The sequence below is a fragment of the Citrobacter sp. C5_2 genome (assembly GCF_014596845.2).
GTDB classification, from domain to species: domain Bacteria; phylum Pseudomonadota; class Gammaproteobacteria; order Enterobacterales; family Enterobacteriaceae; genus Citrobacter; species Citrobacter werkmanii.
The window spans coordinates 1,229,353-1,246,582 of the sequence record NZ_CP115032.1 but is presented as its reverse complement, the minus strand read 5'-3'; the positions used below and the strand labels follow the sequence as shown (position 1 = coordinate 1,246,582).

Here is a 17,230-nt window from a genome sequence, read left to right as displayed (position 1 = left end):
ATTCAGTCCCATAGCTGGACGGTCTGCACGGAGGTGGTGGTCGGAATGTCCGGCAGCTCCACCTGCAGCCCGTGAGGTAAAAAGGGGCCATATTCGGCAAGCCCCGGATTTGCCTTCAGTACCTGCTCCGTGACACCCTGCGTGCGCCCGTAATGACGCCAGCAAAGCGCGTCCACCGTGTCATACTGATGCGCACGCACTTTCATCAGATAAGCTCCACTGTGCAGTGCGGCGCATCCTGCACCCGACTGATGGCCCAGCGGGCGTCACGCCACAAATCACCGCTGGATTCCGCCAGTTCCTCGCCTCGCTTCACACCGGATGCCGTGGCGTCATAGTCCTGGTATCGTTCGTTGAGCATGGCGCGTGCCCAGCAGTAAACCGCGTTGAAATAGTGCTGAATGCGCTCACTTTTGCCGTCCAGCTGTTCCGCCGGAACCTCAGCCAGCGACACATACCCCAGCATCTGCTGACGTCTGCGAAACTCATACAGCTCTGCGTTGACCTCCGAAATTGCCGACAGCGCAACCTGCTTTAAACGCGGCTGCGTCACCGTGCCGTCAGTGCGCATGACACTGCGAAACTCCGACAGGTCCACATCAGGCCAGAACGGCGTATTTCTGATGATTTCCGCCTGTTCCGGTGCCTGTTCTGGCGCAACAAACTTCATGCTGCTTTCTCCTGAAATAGAGGGCGGTGGACGGGGTTTTGATGTGGCAGTGCCTTTCGCCACCCCGTGCCGCCCGTGCGCGGGGGCACGTTCTGTCAGCGGCTGTCATTGCGCAGTCTGCGCTCCAGCTGCTGTTTGTCTTTTTTCACGCCACAGCGGGGATCGAGCTGTAACGCATGGTTGAGATGATTAAGGGCGGACGCCGGATTGCTTTCACTCAGGACAGCGCCAATCGCTTTATGCAGACGCGCCCGTGACTGGTCCGGCATATCCAGACCGTCTGTCAGCTCCAGCGTCTGCAGCAACAGATCAGCATCAAAGCCGGTGGCGGCAAGCATTGCGCTCTGCGCGGCGTCTGCCATTTCCTCTGCCAGCACGGTCTGCACTTTGCGGTTACCCAGCGGCATCACCCAGCCATGACGCAGGGCATGACGCCCGATCTCCAGCGCCCCGGCATAATCTCCGGCATCAATGCGCCACAGCATCACGTACATCAGCACGTCATCCTGTTGAGCGCCTCCGGCAGCCAGGACACCCTCTGCCCAGGCGGCGTACTTCGGCAGCAGCTCCACCTTGATTTCCGCTTTTTTGACCGTGGACTGAACGCCCTTGAGACGGCGGCGGTCTTCCGCCAGTTGCAGCAGCATCAGGTCATAGCCCGATGCGTGGCGAACACTGCCGCCCTCGCGGGCGGCCTGTTCAGCCTGAACGCGCAGGCGATGCTGCCGTGCGGGACTCAGGCTCATGGATTACGCTCCGGTTTCGGCTGCGGCGGCGCTGAAATCACCAATCTGGATGTTTTCCACCAGTGCGGCGCAGCGGTAGTCCTCAACCACATAGGCTTCATTAACGGATTCAAAGTTTTCAATCCGGTCACGTTTCGGGTTGTCGATAACTGAACGGCGGCGGGTGTCTTCCTGCCAGTAGATGGACAGGTTATCCAGACGGGTGATCAGCAGTGCATTCGGCGGGAAGAACGGCGCACGCACGGCCTGCAGGCCACCCATGCGTTTCTGACTGATGATCATATCGGCAGCCAGTTTTTCACTGTTTTCCTGCTCTTTGTTGACCAGTGGGAAATACTTGTCAGACAACAGTTCACGACCGCAAATCACCACCAGATCGTCATCGTCCTGGTAGACCACGTCGATAAGCTCATTGACGGCATCCATCACCACGGCGTCCAGGTTGGCATATTCGCCACCTTTCCCGACTTTCACCGCACCCGGTGTGGTTTCACCGCCCGTGGTGGTGCTGCCCATGACGTGATCCGGTGCATCCTCACGGATTTTCTGCAGCCAGCCTTTATTCACATCCTGCAGCAGCGGGTTTTCGCTACGGTTTGAGGTTTTCGCACGCTTCACGCCGTTAAAGCCGATCATGATGCGGTCCAGTGCCTGACGTTTCACGATCGCGTCACGAATACGCACCTGGAAATCCTGAAACTTCGCCCACAGGTCCAGCTTCGCGTAGGTCAGCACCGTGTCAAAGTTGGTCTGCTCGCATTTGTATTCCACATCGATCATCAGCGTCGGATCGACAGGCTCACGCTCTTTTGCGGTGGTATCAGTGGTTCCGGCAATGGTGCTGCCAACACCCAGCCCCAGCAGCTGACCAGACTGCTCGGTCACTGGCGTGACGTTAATCAGCGTCAGGAAAGCGGCGGATTGCTGGATCTGGTCTTCCAGCGTCTGCTGCACAGACGGCTCCACGGTGAACTTGCTGGACAGTTCTTCAACTGCCACACCGTTCAGACGCGCCAGCTGCTGCAGGTAAGCGTTAAAAGCAAAGCGGGTATTCTTCTTCATCAGGTTTTGTGCTCCATCAGCAATTGGTCAGAGTGTCAGCGGGGGCGTTACCGCCTGTTGCACGCTGGCGGTAGTCCTGGCGGCTGTCTTCATGACTCAGCTTATTCACCAGTTCGTTAAAGGCGGTCTGCTGTGCCTGCAGGGCAGTCTCCAGCTCAGACAGACGTTCTTCCTGCTCAGACAGGGATTTTTCGGTGCGTGCGCTCAGGTTCTGCTGCTCAGTGGCGACCAGCTCCACGGCCTTATGCACATCAGAGAACCGGGCGTCATCGGACTGCTCTTTTTTGGTGAACAGCGCCGTGACACGGGCAAACAGGGACGGTTTGTCATCCTGGATTTCTTCCAGTTCGATCACCGTTTCCTCTGCAGCGGTAAAGAGATTGGCAGGATTCTGCTTGCGGTTTGCCAGCGGGTTATGGGCTGCACTGGCGCTGAATGTCAGCATTTCAGTGCCCAGACTGGCAGGGTCATCAGTGGCAGCCAGGCCGACCAGGTAGGCTTTGCCCGTATCAGCGAACTTCGGGCTGACTTCCATAGAGGTGAATAATTTCTGGCCTTTTTTCACCAGCTCCACCAGGGACTCCGTTGGCTCAACGTCGGCATACAGCGCCATCTTGCCTGCCAGCGGACCTTCCGTGATTTCTTCAGCAAACAGCGCCGTCACCTTGCCGTAGCGGTTAAAGGTGCTGTCCGGCAGATAAGACTTGATGTGCTCAAGGTTAATCAGCGCGGTGTACACCGTCGGGTTGTAGCTGGCTGCCATCTGTTCCAGCCATTCACGCTGGATTTCGCGTCCGTCGGTGGTGGCACCTTCCACCCCGATGCGAAAACGCTTTACTTTCACTGTCATGAGCCGTGCTCCGTTAGAAAAAACTTACTGGAGCCTTATGGTTGCGGTGATGGGGGCAGTGAAACAATGCGCGGTATTTGTACCGACAACCACACAAACCGCAGGCGGGGAAAGCCTTCATTCAAGGCTGTAGGTTTGTGCCATGAACACCACACTGACACCCGCAGATCTCGATCCCCGTCGGCAGGCCATGCTGCTGTACTTTCAGGGATACCGCGTAGCCCGCATTGCTGAAATGCTGGGCGAGAAAGTTGCAACCGTTCACAGCTGGAAAAAACGCGACAAGTGGGGTGACTATGGGCCGCTGGATCAGATGCAGCTCACCACCGCCGCACGCTACTGCCAGCTCATTATGAAGGAGCACAAAGAAGGGAAAGATTTCAAAGAAATTGACCTGCTGGCGCGCCAGTCGGAGCGCCACGCGCGGATCGGCAAGTTTAACAATGGCGGTAACGAAGCCGACTTAAACCCTAACGTCGCCAACCGCAACAAAGGCCCACGCCGTCAGCCGGAAAAGAATGTTTTCACCGATGAGCAGATTGAGAAGCTGGAAGAAATCTTCCATTCCTCCATGTTCAACTACCAGCGCCACTGGTGGGAAGCCGGAAAAACCAACCGCATCCGCAACCTGCTGAAGTCTCGCCAGATCGGCGCAACCTTCTATTTTGCCCGTGAAGCCCTGATTGACGCCCTGCTTACCGGACGTAACCAGATTTTCCTTTCTGCCAGTAAGGCTCAGGCCCACGTCTTTAAACAATACATCATCGACTTCGCCAAAGAAGTCGAGGTGGAGCTAAAAGGCGATCCGATGGTGCTTCCTAACGGAGCCACGCTTTACTTCCTCGGCACCAATGCCCGCACGGCCCAGAGTTACCACGGCAACCTGTATCTGGATGAATATTTCTGGATACCGAAATTCCAGGAGCTGCGCAAAGTGGCATCCGGTATGGCTATTCACAAAAAATGGCGACAAACCTATTTTTCCACGCCATCCAGCCTGACACACAGTGCTTATCCGTTCTGGTCCGGTGCGCTGTTCAACCGTGGGCGCAACAAAGCCGATAAGGTGGACATCGACCTGTCCCACAACAATCTGGCCCCCGGCCTGCTGTGCGCAGACGGGCAATACCGCCAGATAGTCACCGTGGAAGATGCGGTGCGCGGCGGCTGTAACCTGTTCGACCTCGACCAGTTGCGCATGGAGTACAGCCCGGACGAATACCAGAACCTGCTGATGTGTGAGTTCGTAGACGATCTCGCGTCCGTGTTCCCGCTCAGCGAGCTGCAGGCGTGCATGGTGGACAGCTGGGAAGTCTGGACCGACTTTCATGCACTGGCCCTGCGCCCGTTTGGCTGGCGCGAGGTGTGGATCGGTTATGACCCGGCAAAAGGTACGCAGAACGGCGACAGTGCCGGATGCGTTGTGGTGGCTCCGCCAGCCGTGCCGGGCGGTAAGTTCCGCATTCTTGAGCGTCACCAGTGGCGCGGGATGGACTTCCGCGCCCAGGCGGACGCCATCAAAAAACTGACCGAACAGTACAACGTGACCTATATCGGCATCGACTCGACCGGCGTCGGTCACGGGGTTTATGAGAACGTGAAAGCGTTCTTTCCTGCCGTCCGGGAGTTTGTCTACAACCCCAACGTTAAAAACGCGCTGGTACTCAAGGCCTACGACATTATCAGCCACCGCCGTCTGGAGTTTGACGCCGGGCACACCGACATTGCGCAATCATTTATGGCAATCCGTCGCGCCACCACCGCCAGCGGCAACCGCCCGACCTATGAAGCCAGCCGCAGCGAAGAAGCCAGCCACGCCGATCTGGCCTGGGCAACAATGCACGCACTGTTTAACGAACCACTGCAGGGCGAGTCCGCCAATACAAGTAATATTGTGGAGATTTTTTGATGGGAAAGAGTAAGAAGAACCGCGCTGCGTCGCAGAACCAGACCCAGCATAAAAGCCAGACTTCAGCCGAAGCATTCAGCTTCGGCGATCCCATTCCAGTACTGGACCGCCGCGAACTGCTGGACTATGTGGAATGCGTACAGACAGATCGCTGGTATGAGCCGCCAGTGAGTTTTGACGGACTGGCGCGAACCTTCCGCGCCGCCGTGCATCACAGCTCACCGATTGCAGTAAAGTGCAATATTCTGACCAGCACCTATATCCCTCACCCGTTGCTCAGCCAGCAGGCGTTTTCACGTTTTGTGCAGGACTATCTGGTATTTGGTAACGCCTACCTGGAAAAACGCACGAACCGCTTCGGTGAAGTTATCGCCCTTGAACCTGCCCTGGCAAAATACACCCGACGCGGGTTAGACCTGGATACCTACTGGTTTGTGCAATACGGCATGACCACGCAACCGTATCAGTTCACGAAAGGCAGTATTTTTCATCTGATGGAACCGGACATCAACCAGGAGATCTACGGCCTGCCCGGTTATCTTTCTGCCATTCCGTCAGCCCTGCTCAACGAATCCGCCACGCTGTTCCGCCGCAAGTATTACATTAACGGTAGTCATGCAGGCTTCATCATGTACATGACCGATGCCGCGCAGAACCAGGAGGATGTGAACAACCTCCGCAATGCGATGAAAAGCGCCAAAGGCCCTGGCAACTTCCGCAATCTGTTTATGTACTCGCCTAACGGCAAAAAGGACGGACTTCAGATTATCCCGTTGTCAGAAGTCGCAGCGAAGGATGAGTTTTTGAATATCAAAAACGTGAGCCGTGATGACATGATGGCTGCGCACCGCGTGCCGCCGCAAATGATGGGGATTATGCCTAATAATGTCGGGGGGTTTGGGGATGTGGAGAAGGCCAGCCGCGTCTTTGTGCGAAATGAGCTAACACCACTGCAAAAGCATATACAAGAAGTAAATAAATGGCTTGGTAAAGTTATTATAAAATTCGAATCATATAGCTTTCCCACACAATAAAACAAAGGCCGTTCATATATGAACGGCCTTTGTTATCTATACCAAAGTTTTTTTAATCGCTCTCAATGTTGTCATTAAATTTTCGCCATACGGTGTTAAAGTCCAATAAGTACCTTTATCTTTAACACTTCTACTCTTTTCACTTTTAATAATCAACCCAAGCGCCCTAAACTGCACTTTTATTGTTTGGAAATCAGAATTAGATACTTTTAAAGATAATAAATTCATATCTTTAAAATCCTCATAGATGATATCTTGAACTGCATTTCGCACACAGTTATTTAAAGCACTATATAGCTTATCATCCACTATCTCATCTATCATCAAAGGCGAAACATATGAAAAAATATCGTTCCAGCTTAATTTGACCTTATCGGTATATTCTTCACCATTATGTCTCCATTCTGTAGGCGACACACAGAATTCATAATCCAATTCAAAAAGCTCATCTCCTTGAGATAGTTTTTCTGCACCTGCAGGCGCTTCAGTCATACTTGATACAAGTTGACTTTCAAGCTCCTCAATTCGCCTTTTTAATTTCAATATTTCCTTTGCATCACCATCATTAGTTACTAAATTTCCTTTAACCCACCCAATTGCAGGACATTCTTTAATTAGTCTAATCAAACTTCTGCTAACCTGGCTACCTAACTCTGCAGGAGACTCCCAAAAACGACATAATTTTGTTTTAACTAGCTCTTCGAAAGCCTTTAGTTTTTCTACGCCTTCAGGGTTTGACTCACAACGTTTTGCGGGGAGGTTACTTTTATCTTTATGAATAAAACCTATAACTGGCTTACCAGTTTCCAAAGCATAACGATACTCCATTTCTGTATAGCTTATTCCATCAGGACCAATTGAACCATAACGCCCTGCCAAGATAACAATATAATAATCACTATCGTCAATTATTTTTTTTATTAAACTCCACTGATCACTATTTGTTGCTGGAAATAATTCCATTCCTGCTGGCATACAATCAAGCTCCAGCAGTGCTTGCATTACTTCCTGTCTTTCTTCTTCAAGATCAGCAAAAGTTGAACTAACAAAAACCTGATATCTTTTATCCATTTGATGATTTCCACTGCACGTATAGATCTTTCAGGCGATTATATATACTTTTCTGAAAACTGTCAGTGAGCGCGCGCTCGTATCCCCGCCACGCCTGCCCGCTTTTTGTAGCGATTTTCATGCAGGTGCATGACATAAGCAAAAGCCCACCAGAACTGGCGGGCCTCAGCAAAAACGATCCTCAAACGATCATGCATATTCATGCGGCATAGTCATGCAGTGACTTTGGTCTGGTCAGGCGTAGAAAAATCTTCGAAAGATTTATAAGTTTCAGTATCAAATATTGAAATACTCTCAACCTGATCCATTGGGATTACATGCCTAAAATGATTTAAGTTCAGTGGAGTTGAGTCTGCTGTAATATTTTTGCTAAGGTAAAGTTCATAGTAACGATGCTGCTCATGGTATCTGAGCGTATCTTTATCACGATAACCACTAATGTATGGTATGAGAGCCAGATGCTGAGTTTCCTGATGCTCCATCCGAGGAGCAGCTACGTAACCAATGTAAACTTTTCTGGATTTTAGCGTAACAAAGATGAGCTTACCTTCATCTATAGCCTGAACTAACAGTGACTCAATTCCATCTTGAGCTGCCATCTCGCGATATGCAGATTGACGAATCTCTTCGTTTTCTATTGCTCTTCGCGCATTGTTACCTTGGTCATAAGCAATAAACACCGCAAGCAGCATAGACAACACAAAGAACAATGGGTAAGACATTATCTTTACGTCTGTGAGCCATGAATAAAAGTCCACATGTAACCTAGGCCAAAAATAGCCAAAAACATTGATAACTGAGCTTATAACTAGCAAGCTAACGAATGTAACAGCCATCAGAGTAAACCCCTGAATAGCAAACTTACAACCATGCATAGCTACATAAAAATAGGAATTCCAACCATTACTTCTTGCTTGCCTGATGCGGGACTGGTAATGATTTTCGGTGTACCAGAACCCGCAAACCAGGACGACCATGATAACTAAGGGTCCCATTCCTCATCCTTGTCGTTTTGCAGCCAATTCTTCCATTCTGGCACGCATTGATTCACGTACCTGCTTATTGTTCATGTTTAAGGTCGCCGCACCATTAGCATCTGTGATAATTTTACTATTATCAGACTGTTGCACATCCTGACGGATAACATCCTGCATAATCTTACCCGGTGCAGAGAGAACTTTGCGCAGAAGTTCAGACATATTTTCCTCCTTATGCCTCAAACGCCACGGATTGTGGTGCATGGAGGCTGTCATCTTATAATTATAGGACAACAAAAATACGAAACTATTCGAAGAGTGCTACGTATTAACCTATTTACATATCACCCTGCAACCAATTTATCCATAACTAACGCCTCGCACGGCTCGTTGCTCAACCTTGCGAACGGTAAAAACCAGTTTTATCGTCCGCAACGTTCCCTAATGTAACCAGCTGTCGTCCTCCCAGACCTGCTGCATGATTTCCATCACTCGCTTTTTGTCTTCATCCAGTTTTAACCCGCTCAGTTCAACACCATTGGCGCTGCCCTTACGGATACGAATTGCTGTTTTGGGATACAGAGGGCGCAAATTACGGTAAAGCTCGGATTCAAGGGCTTCCAGTGTGACCTGGCTAATCTTCAGCTCTTTATCGATCATTATTTCAATGCGCATACAGATTCCCTTTAACTGGTAACGTCCATTGACCGGCTGTATTCATGGCTGCGAATTTTCGCCATCAACTCGTCAGTCAGTTCAGACACCCACTGGATAGCCAGCCGCTTTTCTTCATCGCTGCACTCACTAGCCGCTACAAGCTTGATAAAAAAATCAATACGCTGGAGCTTCAATGACTCCAAAAGATAGTCCTGCATCTTCCCTCCTATCATTACACGGATACACAACAACTGTATATATACCCACTGTTTATATGAACAGTATAATAGGAACAAAAAAATGTAAAACTGTTTTTTGTCAGTTAATTGGATACACTGACACCAGTCAATAAAGCACGAAATGTTAAACAGCAGTCTTAGTACCACTGACGCCATTTGTCATCTTCCTGCAGCCGCTGGTTACGGTAAAAAATACGTAAACCGGCCCCGGATGGAATGCTGCCACCACGCAGAAGCAAATCAATCTCCGATGCACTACCTTCAAACCCTCTGGCAGTCAATTCCGCTTCAAGCTGCAGACGCTGCTGCTCCGAAATACTCTGTTTGTATGCTTTTTTCCGCTTCGGTTTTACCAGTCTCAACCTGGCTGTCAGCTCCCGGCGTTCCTTCTGGCCCATATTGTATAGGTAATCCTGCAGTTCCTGCTCATTCATGGTTTTAATATCGGGCAGATCTCCCCCTGTATGGTTCAATTTTTCAACAGGGGGACAGTTATTGCCACGAGTCCAAGGGGCGCAAGCGCCCTGGTCGGCTGCCGCCTCCTGAACGTCAACGGCTTTACGAACCATTTTCCACTTCACTGCATGAGTGCAGATCTTACCCTCTGCAATGGGTGACCAGATGCCATAAATACGAATACCGTGATCGCCATAGGCGGTCGGCTCTTCATTGATTTCATAAGCGGTTCTGATCAAGTGATATTTGCGGGGAACCAGTACGCCGCCCTGCTTCATGATGTAGGTGGCAAAACAACCAGCATCAGCAGCAGCCAGGATGGCATCAAGGCGCGGGTTATCCAGTATCGGCGCACCTGCTTTTTTGTCCCCCTGTTGCCTTGCCGCCTGACCAGCCAGCAATCGCAGTTCACGGTAAGCCTGACGCCCCGGAATGCCAAAGAAGCGGAATTGCTGAACACGATGCAGAGACGCCCAGGCATTAACGTATTCAGCATTATCACGAAGGGATTTCCCCGTTTCCTTGCTGATCTCGCCAGCCAGACCACGCCCGTCAATGTTCTTACTGATGTATTTCGCGATGTAGCTTGTTGGCGTACCTTTGCGCGGGTTAATCAACTCAGACTTAAAGCGCGGCCCAGTGTTATTGCCCAGCTCCTCGCGGTCTTCACGGATGGCAAACTTACGCAGTAATGCAGTGATGGCGCGGCGGTCTTTTTTGCGCATAAAACACAACAGGTGCCAGTGAACTGTACCGTCATGATGCGGCTCAGCCACCCGCACGCCATACCACCGCAATCCGGCTTTGTGCATCGCCTTACGAAATGCAGCAAACATGCCGACCAGATAATCACTGCTTTGTCTTACCGTCGCATTTGTCCAGGTTGGGTTGGGCCTGCCGTTATTTAGCGTGGAATGGAAACGTGACGGACAGGTGATGGTGTAGAAAACGGCGCAGTCACCGCGCATTTCCGCGATAAGCTCCAGACCTTTAACACAGGCCATCATCTCATTGCGGCGATGCGCAGGGTTGCTGCTGCTGGCGTTTACCACATCCTCCATGTCCAGCGTGTCGCCGTCTTCGTTCACCAGTTCATGAGAACGGAAAAACTCCAGCGACTTACGGCGCTGCTCACGTTTATGCATCACGGCTTCATAGCTGACATAAGGAGATGCTTTTTTGCTAACCAGGCAGACAGCACGCAACTGCTCTTCCCGCCATTCGCAACGCATCTTCCATAATTTCCGATACCACCAGTCGGCGCACAACATACGCGCCAGCGAACCCGGAATGAGTTCATAGTGCACGGGTTTACGGCGGTTTCTTTTCCGGCGCAGTTGCTCAAACGCAGGAGGGATGACATCCAGACGCAGGGTTTCCGCCGCCACCCTTTCCCATGTCTTGCGGATTTCTTCTGGCTTAACGTCATCGGTGGCATACAAATCACCACAAGCTGCATCAAGACACATGCTCATATGCGCAGCAACAAGGGTGGACAGGCGTTTCACCTGATCCTGACTCATTTCAGGCAGGATCAGCAGGCCGTCCAGCCCTTCATGGCTTGCCATAAAGCGAAAAGAAGCGGATAGCTGACTGTCGCGTACATGCTCAAGCCGTTCCAGACATGGCTTAATCGTCTCACGCAAATAGCGGGAATAAGCCTTTGGCCTGCCCAGGCTGCTGAAGTATTCAATACGTTGCATCAGCGGCTTGCTGATATGGGAAGGCTGGGCATTGACGTCCGCCAGAATGACCATATCTGGATTAAAACGCTGCTGCTCATGCGCCAGCTTTGCCCGACTAATGAGCTTATCCTGCTCCATTTCGCGCTGGACAGGATCACGGGATTCATTAAAGAAATAACGCTCCCAGACCTGATCACTCAGTACCTCGCGGCGCAGGTGTTCCTGCTCGTTATCGGCAGCGTACAGAGCGATCAGGTTTGAAAGCGCAGAAACTGAAGATTGCTCTTCTGTCTCTACGTAAGGATTGATTGCTTTTTTCTCAGCATTCCAGGAATAGCTGTAGTTCATTACGCAATCTCCAGTTCGAGCTGTGAAGGCTGCAAACCATTCGACAGCCAATCAGAAACTGAAGGTGGGCGAACAGCTTCAATTGCACCTTTTAAAATTGCGCAACGGTTTTTCAGAATGACAGCTTTCAGCTCCTTTTCCGTCAGATTGCGCGAATACTCAGCCTCCTGAATAGCCCGCGTAAGCTCAGGATATTTGCTATTAAATTTGGGGACATTGCAGGCAAGATTTGTACTGTCGGCAGTCGCCAGTGGGTAATTTCCCAACACACGACCGTCAAGCATGCGCAAACCATGAACAGCTGTTTTGAAATTGTGTCGGCAATAAATTGCTTCAAAAGCGTCCTGCATACGACGATGCCAGTGCGCAGTTCTGATAGCCGCATATTCACCAGACGATCCAAAGCAGACACGAGGCCATTCACGACATAGCTCGATAAGCCGATCGATTGACTCGTGCAGATGCCAGACGGGAGTTGCCTTCCCGTAGAACATTTTCGGAACTTCGTTTATCAGGGCATCATTGTCACGTTCACCGCCGTCCACAACATCAGGAATGACAAAAAAAGCGACCTTAGGATGGTGGTAATAGTTCAGGAGCCATTTATAAAAATCACTCCAGTTAATTTTTAGCCCACGCACCCATGCAGAAAATGCGCCGTTATCAATGCCGACGACCTGAGCGTGCTGAATGGACGCCGCAATCTGATCTGGTCGTACATAGGAGACGAAAGCGCCAGCTCCGCTCACCGCAATACGATGAACGTCGCCAGCACTTCCCCAGACAGGCGTCCCATGGAAATGATGAATTCCGTGGTGCATTTCTTTCACACTTGCACCCCGAAAATAACAGTAGAGTCACGTCCCCTACTAAAATCGGCACTAAACCAATTAGCAGATTTAGTGACAATCATCTCTGTTGCAAATTTTCCCTCCCCCGCTGCAACGCCGATGCTGCGTTTCGCCCTGATGTAGTGGTGAGTGAAATTACGATAAAGAGACCGAGTCAAAGACGTGTCACTGTTAGAAACAATGACCGGATGTCCTTCAGATGCTCGATGTTCAAGAACGGATGCCAGGTGATACTGGTCATCTTCAGTGAAACCATCAGTGTGATAGCCGGAAAACGTACCGTCATACGGCGGATCGCAATACACCACATCCCCCGCCTTCAACATCGCCAGCGTTTCATCAAAGCTGGCGCAGATAAACGTTGCCCGCTGGGCTTTTTCTGCAAATGCGCGAATTTCTTTTTCAGGGAAATACGGATTTTTATAATTACCGTAGGGAATGTTGAAATGCCCGCTCTTGTTATAGCGACATAAACCACGGTAACCGTGACGATTGAGATACAGGAAATATACCGCTTTCATGAAATCAGTAATTTCAGTGGAGTAATTAAACTCCTGCCTTATGTTGTAATAAGCCACCTCCCTGTTTGCTTCCTCAAATAAAGCTCTGGCACGAGATATAAACGCCTCACAATCAGCAGCAACCTTTTTATAGAGGTTGATTAAATCAGGATTAATATCCGCAACAAGATAGCTGGGGTAATCCGTCTCCATCATCACTGCACAGGAACCCGCGAAAGGTTCAACCAGTCGCGGGCCAGCAGGAAGATGCTTTTTCAGTTCGGACATTATGGCGGTTTTATTTCCCGCCCATTTCAGGATGGTGCTCATACAGCACCTCCGTTGTAATGTTTGCCTTTCAGCTCTGCGATTTCCTGACAGGTAATGCAAAGCTGCACACCCGGAATGGCACGGCGGCGTGCTGGCGGAATTGGCGCTTCACACTCAACGCAAAGCACGCGGGACACGCCCGGCGTTTTGGCACGGGCAGCACGGATATGGCGCTGGCGTTCTTCTTCAACGCGCTGCTGTACGAGATCCATTGCATCAGCCATTAGTGGATCTCCTGCGCTTCGTTCTGGATTGCTTCAGCGGTCACACGCAGCAGTTCTGCCGCTTCGACGTGGTTTAGCTGGCGGGATGTGATATGACACGCAAGACTATCAAGGCGGGCAGCCATTGCTTCAGCCCTTGCCCGGCGTTCTTCCAGACGAGCCTCTGTCAGTAAAAGATTAAGCCCTGCATCATCCGGTCCGGTTTTAGTGGCGCGGGTTTCAATATTACGCATTGTCAATTCTCCTGAATTTAGATAAAGGGATGCCCGGCGGGTTTACGCCATGAATTTCATTAGTTGGTTAATTCGGCATGGTTAGCCGTCTGGGAAATAAGCTCACCACTGCACGAAAATGATTCATTGCTTTAATCAACTCCCGCTTTTCGTCAGTGGTCAGCTCATTAATGCTGATGCTATGACGTTCAGCTGGAATTTTTGCCATAAAGAATATGGCAGCCAGTGCCCGTTTATTTTGTTCGCTATTAATATCCCGTGGATCACGCATATCTTTAATAAACCGCTCAAGCTCTGACTCAATATTCATGCCAAAAACTTTCGCCCTTAACTCCGCAATGTGATTAAGTCCATTCAGGCGTTCACCGGGGCTTAATGGAACAGTTGCTGCAGCGCCATTAATTGCCATACTTCATATCCCCCAAACGCAGCTATCGTTCTTTGTTCTTACGGTAACGCTCAAGAGGAGATACATTTTTTCGTATCGTCTCTTTAACCTGCTCTCCCCGTAAAAACGTCCCATCCTTTAACGTGAAAAAGTAACTGCCATCGCCCGACAATGACGGATAGCAACAGAGCAAATCATCTTCAGGTACTGAATAACTCTCCCCTCTGTAACGAAACTGATAAACCACTTCACTTTCTGCCGCATACATTTGGACTTTCTCCGTTTCCTCGTGGTCAATTCAGACAGCAATTCATCTTGTGAATGACATGGATGCCAGCGTTTTCCATCCTCACCCGTGATCCAGCCGTGACCGTAGTGCATTGCCGGACTTTGTTTTACCAGCAGCGACGCAAATGATGGTTCTTTCGTCAGCATAAGCACCTCACAGCAAACCGAATGAAGCACCGAGGCCAGTCACAGTATCAACTGCACTCGCCATCGCAGGGTTAGCCTGTAAACGGGCCTGCAATGAAACAGCCGCCAGCGCCATCAGTCGTGTTACAGAATTAATGCTGCTGATGGCATCACGACGACCGGCACTGGTTTTTACATCGCCAGATACCGCACCTGCAGCAACACGCCCGATCTCTGCGGTTGCACTCATGACGTAATGCGGCAGTTTCTCTTTTGCTACCTCATTAATCGGTACACATGGCAGGCAGTGAATCTGTGCCAGAAAACCATCTATCAGCGTTGAATCTTCAGTCAGATCGGTAAGCAGCCAGATTTCTGGCGCATTGAGCTGATGCGGTTGATCTGGGTTGAGTTTGTTTCGCAGAGTCTGGACATTCATTCCTGCACGTTCTGCCAGCTTCGCCATATTGTGACGAAGTGCAAAAGCTCTACAGGCTTCATCAAAATGCGGGTGTTTGGAAATCTTATAATCAAACATGCTACCCCCTTAGAAAGTTCTCATAATTGAACTTACTTACCAACAATGACGCGGAAGTTGGAATGACCGAGGGATTCACGGACCTGATCGGTTTTGTACATTAAATAACGCAGGCTTACGCGGCCTTTGTTTTTTTCTTTCTTGACCATGTATTTAGCAAGCTGACCATGGTGAATTTTTTGATACACGGAGCCGCGGGAGATACCTTCCCATTCCGCGAACTCTGCAGGCGTAGCCATCTCTTTTGGTACACGAATTGAAATATCAGTGCTCATAGTGCAGTATCTCCCGATTAAGGTTTGGTTTACGTCGTTTTATCTCGTTTTACTTGATTCAATATTTGATACATCGAGATACTACGATCCAATATTTGATACGTCAACAGGATTAAAAAATGATACATGTAAAGGTTGGAGAGAATACAGGGGGAAGAGAGGCTATCCATAGACTAATGGCAGCCTATGATTTCAAGTCCAGACAGCAACTTTGCGATCACTTAGGCGCATCAAAAAGCACCATGGCAAACAGATACTTAAGAGATAGTTTTCCTGCAGAGTGGGTGATTCAGTGCGCCTTGGAAACAGGAGTTTCTTTACTGTGGCTAACCACCGGACAGGGGGAGCCAGGTTCAAACATTGAACCCCAAAAAAATATCAATTCCGTGAACTCCAGCAAGGTTATACCTCTTTCTGAACTAGTATCTCCTGAAATTGACAAGGCGACTCTCAACGGTGGTTTATTGATCGATGCTGGAAAAGCAATCATTGATAGCAGCATACTCCCCTCAGACTCAAGCAACCTACTGCTGGTGACTACTTCTGGTGATTCTTATTTAATAGATCGCAACCAAACACCACCAGTAAATGGTATGTGGTTAGTCGATATCGACGGGATAAAAAGCATTGTTAAATTGACTCGACTCCCGGGAAACAAATTAGTAGTACATCAGGATGATTCATCGTTTGAGTGTGGCCTAGATGACATTGAGGTAGTAGGCCGCGCACTGAAAATCATTAAGAGCCTTTGATATGACCATCAGAAAACAGCCGAACGGAAAATGGTTGTGTGAGTGCTATCCCAATGGACGCAATGGTAAGCGCGTGCGTAAGCAATTTGCTACGAAAGGCGAAGCCATTGCTTTTGAAAGCTTCACAATGGAAGAAGTGAATAAAAAACCGTGGTTGGGTGAAAAGGATGATCGGCGACGCCTATCAGAATTAATTGAGCTTTGGTATTCCCTGTATGGTCAGACACTCGCAGACCCCAAGCGCCTCATGGCGAAACTTAGAATTATCTGTAATGGTCTAGGCGACCCCATCGCCTCAGAACTGACAGCCGGTGACTTTACGAAATACCGCGAAGCACGGTTAAAAGGTGACGTTCGTAACGAAGACGGCACACTAATGTCGCCAGTAAAACCACGCACGGTGAATCTTGAGCAACGTAACCTATCATCGGTTTTCGGCACATTGAAAAAACTAGGCCACTGGTCAGCACCAAATCCTCTCGCCGGGCTGCCAACATTTAAAATCGCTGAGGGGGAACTGGCGTTCCTGACCTCGGAAGAAATTAAACGTCTGCTAGATGCCTGCGCTGATTCTCAAAACCCCAGTCTGCTTTTGATTGCAAAAATATGCCTGGCCACCGGCGCACGCTGGAGTGAAGCCGAAAACCTGCAGGGCCATCAGTTATCTAAATACCGCATCACTTATACCAAGACGAAGGGTAAGAAAAACCGCACCGTGCCGATATCTCAAGATCTGTATGACGAACTCCCCAAGAACAGAGGGAAGCTATTCACCCCGTGCAGAAAAGCCTTTGAACGAGCAGTAAAGCGAGCTGGCATCGAGCTGCCAGAGGGCCAATGCACTCACGTGCTACGTCATACATTCGCCAGCCATTTTATGATGAATGGCGGAAACATACTGGTGCTGCGCGATATTCTGGGCCATGCCGATATAAAAATGACGATGATCTATTCTCATTTTTCACCAGAACACTTAGAAGATGCAGTAACTAAGAATCCTTTAAATTATATTGAGTGAAAA

General features: G+C 49.9%; 23 protein-coding genes. 4 read left to right on the top strand and 19 right to left on the bottom strand.

Going from position 1 to position 17,230, the window contains the following annotated elements:
• Positions 1 to 2 precede the first annotated feature (2 nt).
• From ICA20_RS06105 to ICA20_RS06085, 5 genes are all read right to left on the bottom strand, one after another.
• Positions 3 to 206 carry a tail protein X gene (locus tag ICA20_RS06105; RefSeq protein ID WP_038642808.1) on the bottom strand — a complete coding sequence of 68 codons (204 nt, stop codon included), beginning with the start codon at positions 204 to 206 and terminating at the stop codon, positions 3 to 5.
• Positions 206 to 670, bottom strand: a complete 465-nt coding sequence (locus tag ICA20_RS06100) for a head completion/stabilization protein (protein ID WP_000673530.1) — start codon at positions 668 to 670, stop codon at positions 206 to 208. Before ICA20_RS06100 ends, ICA20_RS06105 begins: the two co-directional genes overlap by 1 nt.
• Positions 671 to 765: 95 nt before the next feature.
• Positions 766 to 1,416, bottom strand: a complete 651-nt coding sequence (locus tag ICA20_RS06095) for a terminase endonuclease subunit (RefSeq protein WP_038642812.1) — start codon at positions 1,414 to 1,416, stop codon at positions 766 to 768.
• Positions 1,417 to 1,419: 3 nt separating this feature from the next.
• Positions 1,420 to 2,478 carry a phage major capsid protein, P2 family gene (locus ICA20_RS06090; protein WP_000742498.1) on the bottom strand — a complete coding sequence of 353 codons (1,059 nt, stop codon included), beginning with the start codon at positions 2,476 to 2,478 and terminating at the stop codon, positions 1,420 to 1,422.
• Between the two features lie 16 nt (positions 2,479 to 2,494).
• Complete coding sequence (locus ICA20_RS06085; protein WP_000216903.1) at positions 2,495 to 3,328, bottom strand: GPO family capsid scaffolding protein; 834 nt, start codon at positions 3,326 to 3,328, stop codon at positions 2,495 to 2,497.
• A 142-nt stretch (positions 3,329 to 3,470) separates the two neighbouring features.
• On the opposite strand from ICA20_RS06085, the gene ICA20_RS06080 reads away from it, so the two are divergent.
• Entirely contained in the window at positions 3,471 to 5,237 is a 1,767-nt protein-coding gene (locus tag ICA20_RS06080; protein ID WP_001098422.1) for a terminase ATPase subunit family protein, read from the top strand.
• Positions 5,237 to 6,271 carry a phage portal protein gene (locus ICA20_RS06075; protein ID WP_038642819.1) on the top strand — a complete coding sequence of 345 codons (1,035 nt, stop codon included), beginning with the start codon at positions 5,237 to 5,239 and terminating at the stop codon, positions 6,269 to 6,271. The genes ICA20_RS06080 and ICA20_RS06075 overlap by 1 nt, the downstream gene beginning before the upstream one ends.
• Positions 6,272 to 6,307: 36 nt before the next feature.
• Here ICA20_RS06075 and ICA20_RS06070 read toward each other — a convergent pair whose 3' ends face one another.
• The 14 genes from ICA20_RS06070 to ICA20_RS06005 form a co-directional block, all read right to left on the bottom strand.
• Complete coding sequence (locus ICA20_RS06070) at positions 6,308 to 7,342, bottom strand: DUF4062 domain-containing protein (RefSeq protein WP_001513676.1); 1,035 nt, start codon at positions 7,340 to 7,342, stop codon at positions 6,308 to 6,310.
• Positions 7,343 to 7,554: 212 nt separating this feature from the next.
• Positions 7,555 to 8,337: a hypothetical protein gene (locus tag ICA20_RS06065; RefSeq protein ID WP_038642823.1), complete on the bottom strand. Its 783-nt coding sequence runs from the start codon at positions 8,335 to 8,337 to the stop codon at positions 7,555 to 7,557.
• 3 nt (positions 8,338 to 8,340) lie between these two features.
• Complete coding sequence (locus tag ICA20_RS06060) at positions 8,341 to 8,541, bottom strand: hypothetical protein (protein WP_001292590.1); 201 nt, start codon at positions 8,539 to 8,541, stop codon at positions 8,341 to 8,343.
• A gap of 219 nt (positions 8,542 to 8,760) precedes the next feature.
• Complete coding sequence (locus tag ICA20_RS06055) at positions 8,761 to 8,994, bottom strand: DinI family protein (RefSeq protein ID WP_001397660.1); 234 nt, start codon at positions 8,992 to 8,994, stop codon at positions 8,761 to 8,763.
• 11 nt (positions 8,995 to 9,005) lie between these two features.
• A complete protein-coding gene (locus ICA20_RS06050) occupies positions 9,006 to 9,194 on the bottom strand; it encodes a hypothetical protein (RefSeq protein ID WP_001154444.1) in 189 nt (62 codons plus the stop codon).
• Positions 9,195 to 9,352: 158 nt separating this feature from the next.
• A complete protein-coding gene (locus ICA20_RS06045) occupies positions 9,353 to 11,704 on the bottom strand; it encodes a replication endonuclease (RefSeq protein WP_038642826.1) in 2,352 nt (783 codons plus the stop codon).
• Entirely contained in the window at positions 11,704 to 12,525 is an 822-nt protein-coding gene (locus ICA20_RS06040; RefSeq protein ID WP_001420002.1) for a hypothetical protein, read from the bottom strand. Before ICA20_RS06040 ends, ICA20_RS06045 begins: the two co-directional genes overlap by 1 nt.
• A gap of 5 nt (positions 12,526 to 12,530) precedes the next feature.
• Positions 12,531 to 13,385 (bottom strand): DNA adenine methylase, encoded by an 855-nt coding sequence (locus tag ICA20_RS06035; protein WP_038632775.1) that lies wholly within the window; start codon positions 13,383 to 13,385, stop codon positions 12,531 to 12,533.
• Positions 13,382 to 13,609 (bottom strand): TraR/DksA family transcriptional regulator, encoded by a 228-nt coding sequence (locus ICA20_RS06030; protein ID WP_000752619.1) that lies wholly within the window; start codon positions 13,607 to 13,609, stop codon positions 13,382 to 13,384. The genes ICA20_RS06035 and ICA20_RS06030 overlap by 4 nt, the downstream gene beginning before the upstream one ends.
• Entirely contained in the window at positions 13,609 to 13,842 is a 234-nt protein-coding gene (locus ICA20_RS06025; protein WP_001244233.1) for a DUF2732 family protein, read from the bottom strand. Before ICA20_RS06025 ends, ICA20_RS06030 begins: the two co-directional genes overlap by 1 nt.
• Before the next feature lie 67 nt (positions 13,843 to 13,909).
• Complete coding sequence (locus tag ICA20_RS06020; protein WP_000996720.1) at positions 13,910 to 14,251, bottom strand: DUF5347 domain-containing protein; 342 nt, start codon at positions 14,249 to 14,251, stop codon at positions 13,910 to 13,912.
• 117 nt (positions 14,252 to 14,368) lie between these two features.
• On the bottom strand, positions 14,369 to 14,665 hold the full coding sequence (locus tag ICA20_RS06015) for a phage filamentation protein Fil family protein (protein WP_000956192.1): 297 nt from the start codon (positions 14,663 to 14,665) through the stop codon (positions 14,369 to 14,371).
• 7 nt (positions 14,666 to 14,672) lie between these two features.
• On the bottom strand, positions 14,673 to 15,182 hold the full coding sequence (locus ICA20_RS06010; RefSeq protein ID WP_000460856.1) for a phage regulatory CII family protein: 510 nt from the start codon (positions 15,180 to 15,182) through the stop codon (positions 14,673 to 14,675).
• Between the two features lie 32 nt (positions 15,183 to 15,214).
• Complete coding sequence (locus ICA20_RS06005) at positions 15,215 to 15,457, bottom strand: Rha family transcriptional regulator (protein ID WP_000102105.1); 243 nt, start codon at positions 15,455 to 15,457, stop codon at positions 15,215 to 15,217.
• A 119-nt stretch (positions 15,458 to 15,576) separates the two neighbouring features.
• Here ICA20_RS06005 and ICA20_RS06000 point away from each other — a divergent pair, with 119 nt between their 5' ends.
• Both ICA20_RS06000 and ICA20_RS05995 read left to right on the top strand, forming a co-directional pair.
• Positions 15,577 to 16,209, top strand: coding sequence for a phage repressor protein CI (locus ICA20_RS06000; protein ID WP_000582125.1), 633 nt, complete (start codon positions 15,577 to 15,579; stop codon positions 16,207 to 16,209).
• A 1-nt stretch (position 16,210) separates the two neighbouring features.
• Positions 16,211 to 17,227, top strand: coding sequence for a site-specific integrase (locus ICA20_RS05995; protein ID WP_000155495.1), 1,017 nt, complete (start codon positions 16,211 to 16,213; stop codon positions 17,225 to 17,227).
• Positions 17,228 to 17,230: the final 3 nt, after the last annotated feature.

What these genes read in the sequence shown, in the direction of transcription:
- ICA20_RS06045 (WP_038642826.1), bottom strand. Translation starts at nt 11,704, where the DNA reads ATGAACTACAGCTATTCCTGGAATGCTGAGAAAAAAGCAATCAATCCT.
- ICA20_RS06105 (WP_038642808.1), bottom strand. Translation starts at nt 206, where the DNA reads ATGAAAGTGCGTGCGCATCAGTATGACACGGTGGACGCGCTTTGCTGG.
- ICA20_RS06085 (WP_000216903.1), bottom strand. Translation starts at nt 3,328, where the DNA reads ATGACAGTGAAAGTAAAGCGTTTTCGCATCGGGGTGGAAGGTGCCACC.
- ICA20_RS05995 (WP_000155495.1), top strand. Translation starts at nt 16,211, where the DNA reads ATGACCATCAGAAAACAGCCGAACGGAAAATGGTTGTGTGAGTGCTAT.
- ICA20_RS06075 (WP_038642819.1), top strand. Translation starts at nt 5,237, where the DNA reads ATGGGAAAGAGTAAGAAGAACCGCGCTGCGTCGCAGAACCAGACCCAG.
- ICA20_RS06000 (WP_000582125.1), top strand. Translation starts at nt 15,577, where the DNA reads ATGATACATGTAAAGGTTGGAGAGAATACAGGGGGAAGAGAGGCTATC.
- ICA20_RS06095 (WP_038642812.1), bottom strand. Translation starts at nt 1,416, where the DNA reads ATGAGCCTGAGTCCCGCACGGCAGCATCGCCTGCGCGTTCAGGCTGAA.
- ICA20_RS06080 (WP_001098422.1), top strand. Translation starts at nt 3,471, where the DNA reads ATGAACACCACACTGACACCCGCAGATCTCGATCCCCGTCGGCAGGCC.
- ICA20_RS06065 (WP_038642823.1), bottom strand. Translation starts at nt 8,337, where the DNA reads ATGGGACCCTTAGTTATCATGGTCGTCCTGGTTTGCGGGTTCTGGTAC.
- ICA20_RS06090 (WP_000742498.1), bottom strand. Translation starts at nt 2,478, where the DNA reads ATGAAGAAGAATACCCGCTTTGCTTTTAACGCTTACCTGCAGCAGCTG.
- ICA20_RS06030 (WP_000752619.1), bottom strand. Translation starts at nt 13,609, where the DNA reads ATGGCTGATGCAATGGATCTCGTACAGCAGCGCGTTGAAGAAGAACGC.
- ICA20_RS06055 (WP_001397660.1), bottom strand. Translation starts at nt 8,994, where the DNA reads ATGCGCATTGAAATAATGATCGATAAAGAGCTGAAGATTAGCCAGGTC.
- ICA20_RS06015 (WP_000956192.1), bottom strand. Translation starts at nt 14,665, where the DNA reads ATGCTGACGAAAGAACCATCATTTGCGTCGCTGCTGGTAAAACAAAGT.
- ICA20_RS06070 (WP_001513676.1), bottom strand. Translation starts at nt 7,342, where the DNA reads ATGGATAAAAGATATCAGGTTTTTGTTAGTTCAACTTTTGCTGATCTT.
- ICA20_RS06010 (WP_000460856.1), bottom strand. Translation starts at nt 15,182, where the DNA reads ATGTTTGATTATAAGATTTCCAAACACCCGCATTTTGATGAAGCCTGT.
- ICA20_RS06060 (WP_001292590.1), bottom strand. Translation starts at nt 8,541, where the DNA reads ATGTCTGAACTTCTGCGCAAAGTTCTCTCTGCACCGGGTAAGATTATG.
- ICA20_RS06005 (WP_000102105.1), bottom strand. Translation starts at nt 15,457, where the DNA reads ATGAGCACTGATATTTCAATTCGTGTACCAAAAGAGATGGCTACGCCT.
- ICA20_RS06100 (WP_000673530.1), bottom strand. Translation starts at nt 670, where the DNA reads ATGAAGTTTGTTGCGCCAGAACAGGCACCGGAACAGGCGGAAATCATC.
- ICA20_RS06025 (WP_001244233.1), bottom strand. Translation starts at nt 13,842, where the DNA reads ATGCGTAATATTGAAACCCGCGCCACTAAAACCGGACCGGATGATGCA.
- ICA20_RS06050 (WP_001154444.1), bottom strand. Translation starts at nt 9,194, where the DNA reads ATGCAGGACTATCTTTTGGAGTCATTGAAGCTCCAGCGTATTGATTTT.
- ICA20_RS06040 (WP_001420002.1), bottom strand. Translation starts at nt 12,525, where the DNA reads ATGCACCACGGAATTCATCATTTCCATGGGACGCCTGTCTGGGGAAGT.
- ICA20_RS06020 (WP_000996720.1), bottom strand. Translation starts at nt 14,251, where the DNA reads ATGGCAATTAATGGCGCTGCAGCAACTGTTCCATTAAGCCCCGGTGAA.
- ICA20_RS06035 (WP_038632775.1), bottom strand. Translation starts at nt 13,385, where the DNA reads ATGAGCACCATCCTGAAATGGGCGGGAAATAAAACCGCCATAATGTCC.